This is a genomic window from Bacillus cytotoxicus NVH 391-98, assembly GCF_000017425.1.
GTDB classification, from domain to species: domain Bacteria; phylum Bacillota; class Bacilli; order Bacillales; family Bacillaceae_G; genus Bacillus_A; species Bacillus_A cytotoxicus.
In genome coordinates this window covers 2,974,774-2,987,879 of the sequence record NC_009674.1, presented here as the reverse complement: position 1 = coordinate 2,987,879, position 13,106 = coordinate 2,974,774, and the positions used below count along the sequence as shown (strand labels likewise).

Genomic DNA, 13,106 nt, shown 5'->3' with positions numbered 1-13,106 from the left:
TATCCGTGGTTTGATTATCTTTTTATTCGGAGTTGTATTTATGTTACTAAAACAACTGGATCTGGAAAAACAACAACAATGTATGCGTTATTAGAAGTTGCCAAAAAAGGTCAAACACGCCGGATTGTTACATTGGAAGATCCGGTGGAGAAAAGAAAGAACGGTTTATTACAAATTCAAATTAATGAAAAAGCAGGGATTACGTATGAGACAGGTTTAAAGGCAATTTTACGGCATGACCCAGATATTATTTTAGTGGGGGAAATTCGTGATGAAGAAACAGCAAAAGTGGCTGTACGTGCAAGTTTAACAGGTCATTTAGTAATGACAACGCTGCATACAAATGATGCGAAAGGTGCTGTATTGCGCTTGATGGATTTTGGAATTAGCAGACAGGAAATTGAACAGTCGTTATTAGCTGTAGCCGCTCAGCGCCTTGTAGAGTTGAAATGTCCGTTTTGTAAAGGGAAGTGTTCACCATTATGTAAATCGATACGCCAAGTACGGCAAGCAAGCATTTATGAGTTGCTATATGGTCATGAATTGAAGAAAGCCATTCGCGAAGCGAATGGCGAACGTGTGGTGTATCGCTATGAAACATTACAATCTTCATTAAAGAAAGGCTATGCTTTAGGATTTTTAGAAGAGGATGTTTATGTTTAATAGAAAAAAATGGCGATTAGATGAACAAGTTATGCTTTTAAAAAGGTTAGGAGATTTATTGGAAAAAGGCTATTCGCTCTTACAAGCGTTAGAGTTTTTACAATTTCAATTATCTTCGCAGAAGCGTTTACAACTACAACATATGACAGAAGAGTTGAAAAATGGGCAGAGTTTACATGATGCTTTTCATCAATTGATGTTCCATCCAGATATATTGAGTTATTTATTTTATGCACAGAAGCACGGTGATATTTCGTTTGCGTTGCGACAAGGAAGTTTACTGCTTCAGAGGAAAAATAAACATCAAAAGGAGATGATAAAAGTACTTCGTTATCCTATTTTTTTATCCGTGTTCTTAATTGGAATACTTGCTGTATTTCATTTTATCCTTCTCCCACAATTTGAAATACTATACAGTTCTTTACGTACATCTACCACCTCTTTTACAGATTCCATTATCTCCTTTATTCAAACCCTTCCGTATATAATAGCTGGCTTTTTTCTAACAGTACTAGTGGGATTTTGTGTATATGTATTCTATCTTCGAAAACTTCCTCCTGTCCAAAGAGTAAATATTTTACTTCGGATTCCTCTTAGTAAAACATTTTTAATTTCTACGCATTCTCATTATCTTTCTGTTCAACTGAGTGGATTATTGCAAGGGGGATTATCGGTACTTGAAGCTTTAACGCTCATGAGTAAACAAAGACATCATCCGTTTTTTCAATATGAAGCAGCTCGAATTGAGGAGCGATTAATGGCTGGAGAACCATTAGATTCTATCATTATGAAGAGCGGATATTATGAAGCAGATCTATCTTACGTCATTGCACATGGACAAAAAAATGGAAATTTAGCAGCAGAATTAGGAGACTATAGTGAATTGATGATTGAAAAAATGGAAGGGAAAATGAATCGTATTTTCGTTGTGATTCAGCCGCTGTTATTTGTCTGTATCGGCATTATTGTCGTGTTTATGTATTTAGCGATGATTATGCCTATGTTTCAAATGATGAACTCTATATAGGAGGTTATTTGTATGAAGGAGGAAAAAGGCTTTACTTTGCTAGAAATGTTATTAGTTATGGTTGTGATCGCTGTATTGTTGCTTTTAATTATCCCAAACGTAATTCAGCAACGTTCCGCGGTACAAGGGAAGGGCTGCGATGCCTATGTGAAATCAGTGGAAGCTCAAGTACAAGCATACCAATTACAGAATAATAAAATACCTACTATAGATGAATTAGTGAAAGAAGAGTATATTACTTCCACTACTTGTCCAAAAGGGGAAGTAATCAGTATTTCAAATGATGGAAAGGTAATTGTTAGTAAGTCGTGAAGCAAAGTGGATTTACGCTTTTAGAAATGCTTCTCGTTCTATTTATGATTTCGATATTAAGTGTTGTCGCATATTTTAATGTCACACCACTGTATGAAAAACAAAAGGTAGAACAATTTTTAAAACAGCTTTCACAAGATATTTTGTATATGCAGCAATTAGCGATCAGTCATCACAGTCATTATACATTGCGTTGGTTTCAGGATAAACATGTATATGCAATTGGTGAATCAGGAAAAGATACATTTCTGATTACTCGTGAGTATGATAAAAACTTAAAAATTAATTTGCATACTTTTCCAAATCCTATGACCTATAATGCAAGAGGAAATATTAATCGAGGTGGTACAATCTTACTTTCTTATCGAGAGTATACTTATGAAATTGTATTCCAGCTAGGGAGAGGGAGATTTACGTATCGTGAAGTGCCAAAGAGGATCAATTATGCTCGAAATGCTCGTAGCATTAAGTTTGTTAATGATGGCAATATCAGTATTACTTCCCCAAACATTACTGATCATGCAAGAGAGAAAAAACATATATCTTCGTTATAAAGCGCAACTACTGTTAAAGAGGGAAGCTGCATTATATGTATATCAAAATCAAGACAGGCGAACAAAGGAAGAAAAGATAGATGATACATTGTATAACGTGCATTGGAAAGGAGAAGAAGTATGTACGAGCTGGAGGGATGTGAAACAAAGAAGGATGGAGCAATGTCGTCATATTCAAAAATAAAAAAGGGAGAGAAGGGTTTTACATTATTAGAAATGCTTATATGTTTATTCTTCCTCTCTCTTTTTTTTCTATTAGTACCTCGTTTTCATAGTCTATTTATGGAAAAAGCATATGCAAAAGAATTAAATGATTGGGAATGGGATGTATTTATGGGACAAGTACAATTGGAATTTCGTGAAGTGCAGCGAGGAAAGGTTATAGTATTGGAGGAAGCGGCGCGAGTTCTGCGGTTTCAGTTAGAAAATGGAGACGTCATCACGTATGAGAATCTCGATCATAACATTGTTCGAAAAGTAAACGGGAGAGGAAGAGAAATTATATTACAAAAGGTAGACTCTATTGCTTATGAATTAACTCCTCATTTGTTATCGATACGGGTGCAAGATATAACTGGAAAGGTATATCATGGCGTGGCAATACGTTATGATACAATTGAGATAGCGGTATGAGAAAGCAAGCTGGTTTTGTTATGCCTGGAACGCTCATTCTTCTTTTCTTACTTATGTCATTTTTTATTTATGAAACGAATATGCTTTTATCTGATAAAAAATTTTATATAGAAGCAGAGCAAAATTTTGCATTGGAAGAAATGGTTGATCAAGTGATTTCAGATGTGAAGGCAGATTTACAGAATAATGAGATGCATGATACTTTTTTGTTTGTTTATGAAAAAGGAGAAGCAAGAGGACGATATGTCTTTGAAAAAGACGTTGTTTTTGTGGAATTACAGTGTATCGTTAAGGCAGGACGCTTATACAAAGCGAGTTTTCAATATGATACTGTTACGAAAAAGATTATCAATTGGTTAGATGAGCAATGAAGCAGTGGACTGTAGAGGATAAAATCAAACCTTAGCAGAGAGTTGTCATTTTTTAGAGGAAGGAAAGGGGCTGACCGTGTATAGAAGTGGCAGAAGAAAATGGAATCTCACTTTTTCTTTCATAGTCAGCGCCTACCTTTCAGGAAAAATCGATCTGTCTATAGTACGTTTTGTTCTATTGCCATCATCATAGAACAAAATGTTTTTCATTTTGGATTATCTACTGTAAAATTTGATGATTCAAATGGAGGAATATGAGAGTGATATTGAGGAATTTATGTTTGTATGGAATTACAATTTTCCGTTATTTTAGATCAGAAATCTATATCACAAGCAGAATCTTTCGTTATAATACAAATAAAACTTTGGGCACGATTGAATAGAAAAGAGGATATGAACATGAGAGCTATTTATATAACGGGGTATATGGGAGCAGGTAAAACGACAATTGGCAAGGCATTAAGTAAAGAGCTTGGTATTGACGTCATAGATACAGATCAGAAAATTGAAGAGAAGCAAGGGCGAGTGATTCGTGATATTTTTGCAAAAGAAGGAGAGCGTTCATTTCGGCAATATGAAAGTGAGATGCTTTGCTCATTACCAACGAAGGATGTAATTATTACAACAGGCGGTGGTATTGTTGAGCGCATAGAGAATCGCGAGTGGATGAAAGAGAATGGAACAGTTGTATATTTATATTGTGATCCTTATGTAATTGCAGATCGGCTGCATGAAGATATAACGCGCCCGCTATTTCAAAAGGAGAATGTCGAAGCTTTTGTAGCGAAGTTTGAAGAACGTCGTGCTTTTTATGAAGAGGCAGTGATACAGATTGATACGACAAATAAAAGTATACAAGAGGTTACGGAAGAAATTCTTCGTCGGATTAATTCATGAAAAAGTGGGTACACTATTCAAGTAGAGGTGATAAAAACATGTCTACTAATGATTATGTGCGTTTTGTAACGCAACAATTTGTATCTTATATGGATGATCCAAAAGAGGATCGAAAACAGAAGAAAGAGCAGCGCCGTGCAGAAAAAGCGCCGTTTTTAAACAGATGGTTCGGTATGATGCCACTTAGTGCCGCTTTGCTTTATCAAAATGTTAAAAAGAAAAGAAAAAAATTAAGCTAATCACAATTGGAATCATTTACCGCTAGTAATTGTGGTAAATGGTATAGTACAATCTTTCTCGACGAGTATATACTTGTCATTAATTCGACAGATTTATACCTATAAAAATCCCCCAGCATGACACATGCCGGGGGATTTTTATATTTTACATTGACCCGTGTTCCTCAGTGACTGTGTGTATTTTATTGTTTACCCATACAAATCCGATACCGATACATATAGAGATTCCCCAACCGACAGCAGTCATAATTGCTCTCATTTCACCATATCCATCTACGCCGAAAACAGAAATGAAATAGATTTTTAAAAAGCTTTTCAAAATGAATTGGAGGCCAAAAAATAATGTTAAATATTGCAAGGCAGGATAGATGCGCTTATTGCGATACAGAGCACGACTTTTGTCACGATCATGTCCTTGCAGCGCGGCAATATCAGCTGCAAAATATAACATAAGTGGCTTCTTTATAAAAATTGTGCAAATCACAATGCACCCAAGTACGATATGATAATAGGCGTCATTCCAAAGCATTTTCTCAGCGGAACCGGATAATAAATCTACAGTTGTATTCGCGATAAGGGTGATGAGAATAAAGAAACCTGTAATATTGAACTGCCTTTCTTTTTTGAACGTGTACAGTGTATACAGAATACCTGGTACAGAAGAAATTAGCATTGCATAGTAGGGGTCAATATGTGCTTTTGCGAATTTCCAAATAAGAAAAGGAAAGACGAGATAAAAAACAATGTCGTATATAGCTTTTTTATTTTGATTCATTTTTGCCCTCCTTGATTTGTACCTATATTTTACAATAGAATGTTTGAATATTGTATAAGATTAACAAAAGAAATAAGAGGGCTTATTTGCAATTGATGAAAAGATTGTATCTAGCGTAGGGGATTTTTTTGTTGTATAATAATTAAAACGCTTTCATTCCTTCGGGTTGTTCACAAAATTGACGAAAATCTATGCTATTCTTATTGATATGTTATCTTATAATGAAACGAATCATCTATACATGCATACAATATTGTGAAAAAAATAACATAAATAATTTATATAAATATAAACGTTATCAAAAGGAGGGTGGAGACAATGAGTAAATTTTTCTTTAATCATAATCCAGCAACATTAGAGGACGGAAGGCTTGTAGAATATGCTGAAATTATTTACGGAGAAGGTGGCCGTTCGGTATTAGAAAATTTAATGGTGAAAGCATCTATTAGGTTACGTGATCGTTATCCAGACAAATCTGACGAGCAAATCTCTCACCTTGTAAATCAAGGATTGCATGATATGTTTCAGAAATATGTGAAGGAATAAGAGAAGTGAAATGCTTCTCTTATTTTTGTATAAGGAGAGCGATACTAGCTGACAATAAAATGAAGTAAAAAATATAAGAGGTGAAAGAGATGAGCAATGGAGTAGGGCGTTCAAAAAAGAATCTTCCGACAGATGCAAATCATGTAAGTGCAAAAGATCGAGCATATCAAAAGCGTATGACAGAGAAGCAGCAGCAAGAGCATAATGATGGTAGGAAATATAATGGAAAAATATAAGAAAAGCTCCTTCTTACATGAAGGGGCTTTTCTCTATGAAAGAAAATGGTTCGCTGTGACATAAAAGAGACCACCATTAATGATTTGCATTGTAATGCGAGGCTCGTATTGCTCCTTTAATGCTTGTTTTTCAATTTCGTAGCTTTCGGGTAGCTCCTCGCTTTCTTCGTAAAAGCGGTTTAGAAGTTCTAAATCATGATTCCAACGAATACGGGCTTCTTTTGCCCACGTATGATCATCAGTTTCAATCATATTTTTTAATGTATCTTCTATGCGTTGTAATCCGCTTTGCGGCTTAATAATTGGTGTAAGTGTAAAACAAAAATCAGGTATTTTTGGTGTTAAAGAAATCTTTGTTAATGTCTCGTGAAAATTTTTCACCATCGCTCCTGAAATCAGGTGAATGCCGATTGAGTGCAGCATATCTTTTTTACGATCACATTGGTAACATACTTTTACGTTTACACCAAGCCATGGGTGGAGGGGGGTATGTGCTGTACCGCTCCCTTTTGTATCTTCAAACAAGCGAATATACGATCCAAGTTCTTTTGTTGTTTGGAAAATTTGGTGCAGACGAGGTGAACCATAGTGAATGAGTTCACCTTCTTCTTCAGCATGATTTGGATCTGTAATAAGAGAGAGTTGCATCGGATTTGGTATGCCACCTGTTTTCTCAAGATAATGCCAATAAAAAGGACGATTCATTAAGCGTTTATCCATTTCAATGGTTAACTGAACATCCAATCGATGCGGTGAGCGCTGCAAAATTTCACAATCATTTGCTTTAAAAAAGTTCCATAAGTAATGATGAATTTCATGTTGCTGCATAGTCTTGCACCTCAGCTTCATTGCGCTTTGCAAAATCAATGATAGATGTTAAATTTTCCATTTTAATCCGAATCTCACCTTCGCTTTTTGATTCTGCAAAAATTTCTTCAATATGCGCATCGATATTTTGCATATTGATTCTTGTTAAAATTTCGTCGAGCTCACCAATGACGCGCTCAAATAAATTGATTTTTTCATATAATAGCTTCAAAATATGTTCTTCAACTGTATGTTTCGTAGCTAAATTGTAAATATGAACATCATTTTTTTGCCCAAGTCGGTGAATACGTCCGATGCGCTGTTCAAGTCGCATTGGATTCCAGGGCAAGTCGTAGTTAATCATATGATTACAAAACTGTAAGTTGATTCCCTCGCCACCTGCTTCAGTAGCGATGAGCACTTGTGCGTGCTGCTGGAATAATTCTTTCATCCAATCTTTTTTGCCGCGTTTAAATCCACCGCGAAATGGGACAGAAGAAATACCATGTTGTTTTAAGAACCATTGCAAGTACATTTGAGAGGCTCTATATTCTGTAAAGATAACGACTTTATCATTAATTTTTTTTATAAGTTCTAATGTTTGATTTGCTTTTGAGTTAAATGAAATATGATTAATTTTCTCCATTAGAACATCAATGTATGGGTCTGGTATGTAATTTGCGTTCTCTTTTTTTCTTTTTTCTACATATTTTTTTAATGAATAGTAAACAGCTTCCCGGCTGCTACATGCTTCTCGTTTTAAGGTTAAAGAGGAGAATGCAGAAGAAAAAGCATCTTGGCCTTTCCAATTTTCAATCGCGTGATATAGAGCTTTCTCCTCCTCATTAAAGTTAACAAAAATAGTTTGGACATGTCTTTTCGGCCAATCAATTCCCGTGCTATTTCTTCGATTTCGTACCATTACTTTATTAATGAGTGCTTTTAAGTCTTTATCTGACTCTGGTGAGCGGTTTTTTGAAGCATAATATTCTTCAAAGTTAGACTGATTCCCTAAATGACCTGGTTTTAATAAAGAAACGAGATTAAAGATTTCCTCAATCTTATTTTGCACAGGTGTCGCCGTTAGTAATAAGCAAAATTTCTTCTTTAAACGTTGTGCAAATTCATAGTTTTTTGTTTTATTATTTTTGAGTTTATGTGCTTCATCAATAATGATGAGATCGTATTCTAAATTTAAAATAATATCACGATGCGGAGAGCGCTTCGCTGTATCAATGGATGACACAATAACATCTGCTTGTTCCCACGCGTAACTTTTTCTTTGAGCGACTGCAGGGATAAAAAATTTTGTATTGAGTTCGTATGACCATTGAGAAACAAGGGAAGCTGGCACAAGAATAAGTACTTTTTTCACAAGACCACGTACCATATATTCTTTTAAAATAAGCCCGGCTTCAATTGTTTTTCCGAGTCCTACCTCATCTGCTAGTATCGCTTTCCCGTTCATTTGTTCAAGCACCGTTTGCGCGACTTCTAATTGATGAGGAAGCGGAGTGAAATGCGGTAAATGCTTTGGTGCTTGTAGACCATCAAATGTAGGAACAAGTAGCGATTGTTCTGTTTTATAGGCTAAATCATATAAATTCCAATTCGTCCATGGACCGTCTTCATCGATTCTCTTTAAAAAGTCATTTTGCCATGCTCGATCTACGGAAATATTGACATTCATGAAAACTCTCCCACCTTCTATAAATTGAAACATTTTTTGCTGCACTTTTTACCTTTACATACTAAATTCTATTATTTTGAGGTAAAGATGCATTTATAAATAATGAGGATGAAAAATTCTAAATTATTTTTTATGCTAGAATATTGATGAAATAGATCGAAAAATGTTAGGATAATGGTGTGAAATGTGTGGAATCTTTCGTATTTTATCCAAGAAAGTACTTTTTTATTTACGCTTTCATAAAAAAACATATTGAGATTCCGTATATCCCATCTTTTCAAAATAAAAAATGTTTAGATAAGGGAAGCCAACTTTTATTGATTTGTCATAGACAGCATAAGGGGGAAGGAACATGATTACATTACAACGTACACCGCTATTTGATGTATATGCGAAGTATGGTGGGAAAACAATCGACTTTGGTGGTTGGGAATTACCAGTTCAATTTTCAAGCATTAAAGAAGAGCATGAAGCTGTTCGTACAGCAGCAGGCCTTTTTGATGTATCTCACATGGGAGAAGTAGAAGTAACAGGTGCAGATAGTTTAGCATTTTTACAACGCGTTGTTACAAATGACGTCTCTACCTTAAAGGTAGGAGGCGCGCAATATACAGCAATGTGTTACGAAAATGGTGGTACTGTAGATGATTTATTAATCTACAAACGTGGTGAAGAAGACTACTTATTAGTAATCAATGCATCGAATATCGAGAAAGATTACGAATGGTTAGCAAGTCATGTCATTGGCGATACGAAAGTGGTCAATGTTTCTAATGAAATTGCACAACTTGCAATTCAAGGACCAAAAGCAGAAGGCATTTTACAAAAAGTTGTGTCAGAAGATTTAAAAGAAATTAAGTTCTTTAAATTTAAAAATGATGTTCTTGTAGATGGCATTCCAGCACTTGTATCTCGCACAGGGTATACAGGAGAAGATGGATTTGAAATTTACTGTAAGAGTGAAGATGCTATAAAAATTTGGGAGAAACTTCTTGAAGTTGGAGAAGAAGACAGCTTAAAGCCATGTGGTTTAGGAGCTCGTGATACGCTTCGCTTTGAAGCAACGCTTCCGCTTTATGGCCAAGAATTATCAAAAGATATTACACCGATTGAAGCTGGAATTGGCTTTGCTGTCAAAACGAATAAAGAGGCAGATTTCTTTGGAAAAGAAGTATTAAAAGAATATAAAGAAAACGGTGCACCTCGTAAATTAGTTGGCATCGAAGTAATTGAACGCGGTATTCCGCGTACGCATTACCCTGTGTATGTAGGAGAAGAAAAAATTGGGGAAGTAACAAGTGGTACACAATCTCCAACGTTAAAAAAAAGCATCGGTTTGGCATTAATTGATGTAAAATATGCAGCAATTGATACAGAAGTAGAAATTGAAATTCGAAAAAAACGCGTGAAAGCAGTAGTTGTTCCAACACCATTTTATAAACGTTCAAAGTAACCTGGAGAGGGGTAGATTTCATGTTGCATCGTTATCTTCCAATGACAGAAGAAGACAAAAAAGAAATGTTAGAAACGATCGGTGTTCAAACCATTGATGAATTATTTTCTGATATTCCAGAAAGTGTTCGTTTTAAAGGGGATTTAAAAATTAAACAAGCAAAGTCAGAACCAGAGCTTTTAAAAGAGCTATCTGGACTTGCTCGTAAAAATGCTAACTTAAAAGAATACGCTTCTTTCCTAGGAGCAGGTGTATATGACCATTATGCACCCGTAATTGTGGATCATGTTCTTTCCCGTTCAGAATTTTATACAGCGTATACACCATATCAACCAGAGATTTCACAAGGGGAATTACAGGCAATTTTTGAATTCCAAACAATGATTTGTGAATTAACGGGAATGGATGTAGCAAACTCCTCTATGTATGACGGAGGTACAGCGTTAGCAGAAGCTGCCATGTTAGCAGCAGGCCATACTCGTAAAAAGAAAATTCTTGTTTCTAAAGCAGTTCATCCAGAATCAAGAGCAGTACTAGAAACATATGCAAAAGGACAACATCTTGAAGTAGTTGAAATTGATCATAAAGATGGTGTAACAAATTTAGACGGATTACAAAGTGAAATGGATGATACTGTGGCTTGTGTAATCGTTCAATATCCAAACTTCTTTGGACAAATTGAAAAGTTAGCTGATATTGAAAAGATTGTCCATGAGCAAAAAGCATTATTTATTGTATCTTCAAACCCACTATCATTAGGGGTATTAACACCTCCAGGGAAATTTGGAGCTGATATTGTAATCGGTGATGCACAGCCATTTGGCATTCCAACACAATTTGGTGGACCGCATTGCGGTTACTTCGCAACAACGAAAGCATTTATGCGTAAAATTCCAGGACGTCTTGTCGGACAAACTGTAGATACAGAGGGTAAACGTGGTTTTGTATTAACATTGCAAGCTCGTGAACAGCATATCCGTCGTGATAAAGCGACATCTAATATTTGCTCTAACCAAGCGTTAAATGCATTAGCTGCATCAGTGGCAATGACTGCACTTGGAAAACGAGGTGTAAAGGAAATGGCACGTCAAAACATTTCTAAAGCACAATATGCTAAACGCCAATTTGAAGAAAAAGGTTTCAAAGTAGTATTTACTGGGCCGTTCTTCAATGAATTTGTTGTGGATTGCAAGCGCCCGGTAAAAGAAATAAACGACACTTTATTGCAAAAGGGTATAATCGGTGGTTATGATTTAGGTCGCGATGATGAAAAATTAGTAAATCATATGCTTGTAGCAGTAACAGAGCTTCGGACAAAAGCAGAAATTGACACACTTGTAAACGAAATGGGGGCTATCCAATGAAGAACCAAGACCAAGCACTTATTTTTGAAATGAGTAAAGAAGGGCGCGTAGGATATAGCTTACCCCAATTGGATGTAGAGGAAGTAAAATTAGAAGATGTGTTTGAGAGCAATTATATTCGAGCAGAAGATGCAGAACTTCCAGAAGTATCTGAACTGGATATTATGCGTCATTACACAGCGCTTTCAAACCGTAACCACGGCGTTGACTCTGGATTTTATCCGCTTGGGTCTTGTACGATGAAATACAATCCAAAAATCAATGAAAACGTGGCACGTTTCCCAGGCTTTGCAAATATTCATCCGCTTCAAGATGAAAAGACCGTGCAAGGGGCAATGGAATTAATGTACGATTTACAAGAGCATTTAGTTGAAATTACTGGTATGGATGCTGTAACACTTCAACCAGCAGCTGGTGCACATGGAGAATGGACAGGATTAATGTTAATTCGTGCATACCATGAAGCAAATGGTGACCATAATCGTACAAAAGTTATTGTCCCAGACTCAGCGCATGGAACAAATCCAGCATCTGCAACAGTAGCAGGCTTTGAAACAATTACCGTAAAATCAAATGAACATGGACTTGTTGACTTAGAAGATTTAAAACGCGTTGTGAATGAAGAAACAGCGGCGCTTATGTTAACAAATCCAAATACACTTGGTTTATTTGAAGAAAACATTTTAGAAATGGCAGAGATCGTTCATAATGCAGGTGGTAAATTATATTATGATGGTGCGAACTTAAATGCGGTATTAAGTCAAGCACGTCCGGGAGATATGGGATTTGATGTGGTGCATTTAAACCTTCATAAAACATTTACAGGTCCTCACGGAGGAGGTGGGCCAGGTTCTGGTCCAGTAGGTGTAAAAGAAGATTTAATTCCATTTCTACCAAAACCAATTTTAGAGAAAACAGAGAATGGATATCACTTCAATTATGATCGTCCGCAAGCAATTGGCCGCGTGAAGCCATTCTATGGAAACTTTGGTATTAACGTTCGTGCGTATACGTATATCCGTTCTATGGGGCCAGATGGATTGCGTGCAGTAACGGAAAACGCAGTATTAAATGCAAACTATATGATGAGAAGATTAGCACCATACTACGATCTTCCATTTGATAGACATTGCAAACATGAATTTGTATTGTCAGGACGTTGTCAAAAGAAACTTGGTGTACGTACACTTGATATCGCAAAACGTTTGCTTGATTTTGGTTACCATCCACCAACAATTTACTTCCCGTTAAATGTGGAAGAATGTATTATGATTGAGCCAACTGAAACTGAATCAAAAGAAACGTTAGATGGTTTCATTGATAAAATGATTCAAATTGCCAAAGAAGCAAAAGAGAATCCAGAGATTGTACAAGAAGCACCGCATACAACAGTGATTACACGTTTGGACGAAACGATGGCTGCTCGTAAGCCGATATTACGCTATCAAAAGCCAACTCCTGTACAAGTTTGATGATATGAAGAGAACTCGTTATATGCGAGTTCTTTTTTTTTAGAGTAATGATCTAGATTATATAAAA

At 36.0% G+C, this 13,106-nt stretch carries 15 protein-coding genes and 2 pseudogenes; 14 read left to right on the top strand and 3 right to left on the bottom strand.

All coding sequences use genetic code 11. The features are described from left to right. Positions 1–45: 45 nt before the first annotated feature. The 9 genes and pseudogenes from BCER98_RS14780 to BCER98_RS14745 form a co-directional block, all read left to right on the top strand. Positions 46–663, top strand: a pseudogene (locus tag BCER98_RS14780) (ATPase, T2SS/T4P/T4SS family); the annotation flags it as partial. Then, complete coding sequence (gene comGB / locus BCER98_RS14775) at positions 650–1,690, top strand: competence type IV pilus assembly protein ComGB (RefSeq protein ID WP_041810011.1); 1,041 nt, start codon at positions 650–652, stop codon at positions 1,688–1,690. The pseudogene BCER98_RS14780 and the gene comGB, both read left to right, overlap by 14 nt. A gap of 12 nt (positions 1,691–1,702) precedes the next feature. Further along, the gene (comGC, locus tag BCER98_RS14770; protein ID WP_012095385.1) at positions 1,703–2,002 is read left to right on the top strand and encodes a competence type IV pilus major pilin ComGC; all 300 of its coding nucleotides are present in this window, start codon (positions 1,703–1,705) and stop codon (positions 2,000–2,002) included. Beyond that, positions 1,999–2,445 (top strand): annotated as a pseudogene (gene comGD / locus BCER98_RS14765) (competence type IV pilus minor pilin ComGD); the annotation flags it as partial. The gene comGC and the pseudogene comGD, both read left to right, overlap by 4 nt. Beyond that, positions 2,423–2,740, top strand: coding sequence for a type II secretion system protein (locus tag BCER98_RS23200; RefSeq protein WP_235436438.1), 318 nt, complete (start codon positions 2,423–2,425; stop codon positions 2,738–2,740). The pseudogene comGD and the gene BCER98_RS23200, both read left to right, overlap by 23 nt. Next, positions 2,719–3,189: a competence type IV pilus minor pilin ComGF gene (comGF, locus tag BCER98_RS14760; protein ID WP_041810544.1), complete on the top strand. Its 471-nt coding sequence runs from the start codon at positions 2,719–2,721 to the stop codon at positions 3,187–3,189. Before BCER98_RS23200 ends, comGF begins: the two co-directional genes overlap by 22 nt. Beyond that, a complete protein-coding gene (gene comGG, locus BCER98_RS14755) occupies positions 3,186–3,560 on the top strand; it encodes a competence type IV pilus minor pilin ComGG (RefSeq protein WP_012095382.1) in 375 nt (124 codons plus the stop codon). The genes comGF and comGG overlap by 4 nt, the downstream gene beginning before the upstream one ends. A gap of 399 nt (positions 3,561–3,959) precedes the next feature. After that, entirely contained in the window at positions 3,960–4,457 is a 498-nt protein-coding gene (locus BCER98_RS14750) for a shikimate kinase (protein WP_012095381.1), read from the top strand. Between the two features lie 38 nt (positions 4,458–4,495). Further along, positions 4,496–4,696: a YqzE family protein gene (locus BCER98_RS14745; protein ID WP_012095380.1), complete on the top strand. Its 201-nt coding sequence runs from the start codon at positions 4,496–4,498 to the stop codon at positions 4,694–4,696. A 145-nt stretch (positions 4,697–4,841) separates the two neighbouring features. Here BCER98_RS14745 and BCER98_RS14740 read toward each other — a convergent pair whose 3' ends face one another. Continuing rightward, entirely contained in the window at positions 4,842–5,471 is a 630-nt protein-coding gene (locus tag BCER98_RS14740; RefSeq protein ID WP_012095379.1) for a VC0807 family protein, read from the bottom strand. A 318-nt stretch (positions 5,472–5,789) separates the two neighbouring features. Here BCER98_RS14740 and BCER98_RS14735 point away from each other — a divergent pair, with 318 nt between their 5' ends. Beyond that, positions 5,790–6,017, top strand: a complete 228-nt coding sequence (locus BCER98_RS14735; RefSeq protein WP_012095378.1) for a hypothetical protein — start codon at positions 5,790–5,792, stop codon at positions 6,015–6,017. Positions 6,018–6,106: 89 nt separating this feature from the next. Beyond that, positions 6,107–6,253, top strand: a complete 147-nt coding sequence (locus tag BCER98_RS22615; protein WP_012095377.1) for a hypothetical protein — start codon at positions 6,107–6,109, stop codon at positions 6,251–6,253. Between the two features lie 33 nt (positions 6,254–6,286). Here BCER98_RS22615 and BCER98_RS14730 read toward each other — a convergent pair whose 3' ends face one another. After that, positions 6,287–7,081: a YqhG family protein gene (locus BCER98_RS14730; protein WP_012095376.1), complete on the bottom strand. Its 795-nt coding sequence runs from the start codon at positions 7,079–7,081 to the stop codon at positions 6,287–6,289. After that, positions 7,068–8,750 carry a DEAD/DEAH box helicase gene (locus BCER98_RS14725; protein ID WP_012095375.1) on the bottom strand — a complete coding sequence of 561 codons (1,683 nt, stop codon included), beginning with the start codon at positions 8,748–8,750 and terminating at the stop codon, positions 7,068–7,070. Before BCER98_RS14725 ends, BCER98_RS14730 begins: the two co-directional genes overlap by 14 nt. A gap of 352 nt (positions 8,751–9,102) precedes the next feature. Between BCER98_RS14725 and gcvT the strand changes: the two genes are divergently transcribed. From gcvT to gcvPB, 3 genes are read left to right on the top strand one after another with little or no spacing between them, the layout of a single operon-like run. Further along, positions 9,103–10,203 carry a glycine cleavage system aminomethyltransferase GcvT gene (gene gcvT, locus BCER98_RS14720; protein WP_012095374.1) on the top strand — a complete coding sequence of 367 codons (1,101 nt, stop codon included), beginning with the start codon at positions 9,103–9,105 and terminating at the stop codon, positions 10,201–10,203. 20 nt (positions 10,204–10,223) lie between these two features. Then, positions 10,224–11,567, top strand: coding sequence for an aminomethyl-transferring glycine dehydrogenase subunit GcvPA (gcvPA, locus tag BCER98_RS14715; protein ID WP_012095373.1), 1,344 nt, complete (start codon positions 10,224–10,226; stop codon positions 11,565–11,567). Then, positions 11,564–13,039: an aminomethyl-transferring glycine dehydrogenase subunit 2 gene (gcvPB, locus tag BCER98_RS14710; protein ID WP_012095372.1), complete on the top strand. Its 1,476-nt coding sequence runs from the start codon at positions 11,564–11,566 to the stop codon at positions 13,037–13,039. Before gcvPA ends, gcvPB begins: the two co-directional genes overlap by 4 nt. The last annotated feature ends 67 nt before the right edge of the window (positions 13,040–13,106 follow it).

Coding starts and splice junctions, on each gene's coding strand:
- comGB (WP_041810011.1), top strand. CDS start 650: ATGTTTATGTTTAATAGAAAAAAATGGCGATTAGATGAACAAGTTATG.
- comGC (WP_012095385.1), top strand. CDS start 1,703: ATGAAGGAGGAAAAAGGCTTTACTTTGCTAGAAATGTTATTAGTTATG.
- comGF (WP_041810544.1), top strand. CDS start 2,719: ATGTCGTCATATTCAAAAATAAAAAAGGGAGAGAAGGGTTTTACATTA.
- comGG (WP_012095382.1), top strand. CDS start 3,186: ATGAGAAAGCAAGCTGGTTTTGTTATGCCTGGAACGCTCATTCTTCTT.
- BCER98_RS14750 (WP_012095381.1), top strand. CDS start 3,960: ATGAGAGCTATTTATATAACGGGGTATATGGGAGCAGGTAAAACGACA.
- BCER98_RS14745 (WP_012095380.1), top strand. CDS start 4,496: ATGTCTACTAATGATTATGTGCGTTTTGTAACGCAACAATTTGTATCT.
- BCER98_RS14740 (WP_012095379.1), bottom strand. CDS start 5,471: ATGAATCAAAATAAAAAAGCTATATACGACATTGTTTTTTATCTCGTC.
- BCER98_RS14735 (WP_012095378.1), top strand. CDS start 5,790: ATGAGTAAATTTTTCTTTAATCATAATCCAGCAACATTAGAGGACGGA.
- BCER98_RS22615 (WP_012095377.1), top strand. CDS start 6,107: ATGAGCAATGGAGTAGGGCGTTCAAAAAAGAATCTTCCGACAGATGCA.
- BCER98_RS14730 (WP_012095376.1), bottom strand. CDS start 7,081: ATGCAGCAACATGAAATTCATCATTACTTATGGAACTTTTTTAAAGCA.
- BCER98_RS14725 (WP_012095375.1), bottom strand. CDS start 8,750: ATGAATGTCAATATTTCCGTAGATCGAGCATGGCAAAATGACTTTTTA.
- gcvT (WP_012095374.1), top strand. CDS start 9,103: ATGATTACATTACAACGTACACCGCTATTTGATGTATATGCGAAGTAT.
- gcvPA (WP_012095373.1), top strand. CDS start 10,224: ATGTTGCATCGTTATCTTCCAATGACAGAAGAAGACAAAAAAGAAATG.
- gcvPB (WP_012095372.1), top strand. CDS start 11,564: ATGAAGAACCAAGACCAAGCACTTATTTTTGAAATGAGTAAAGAAGGG.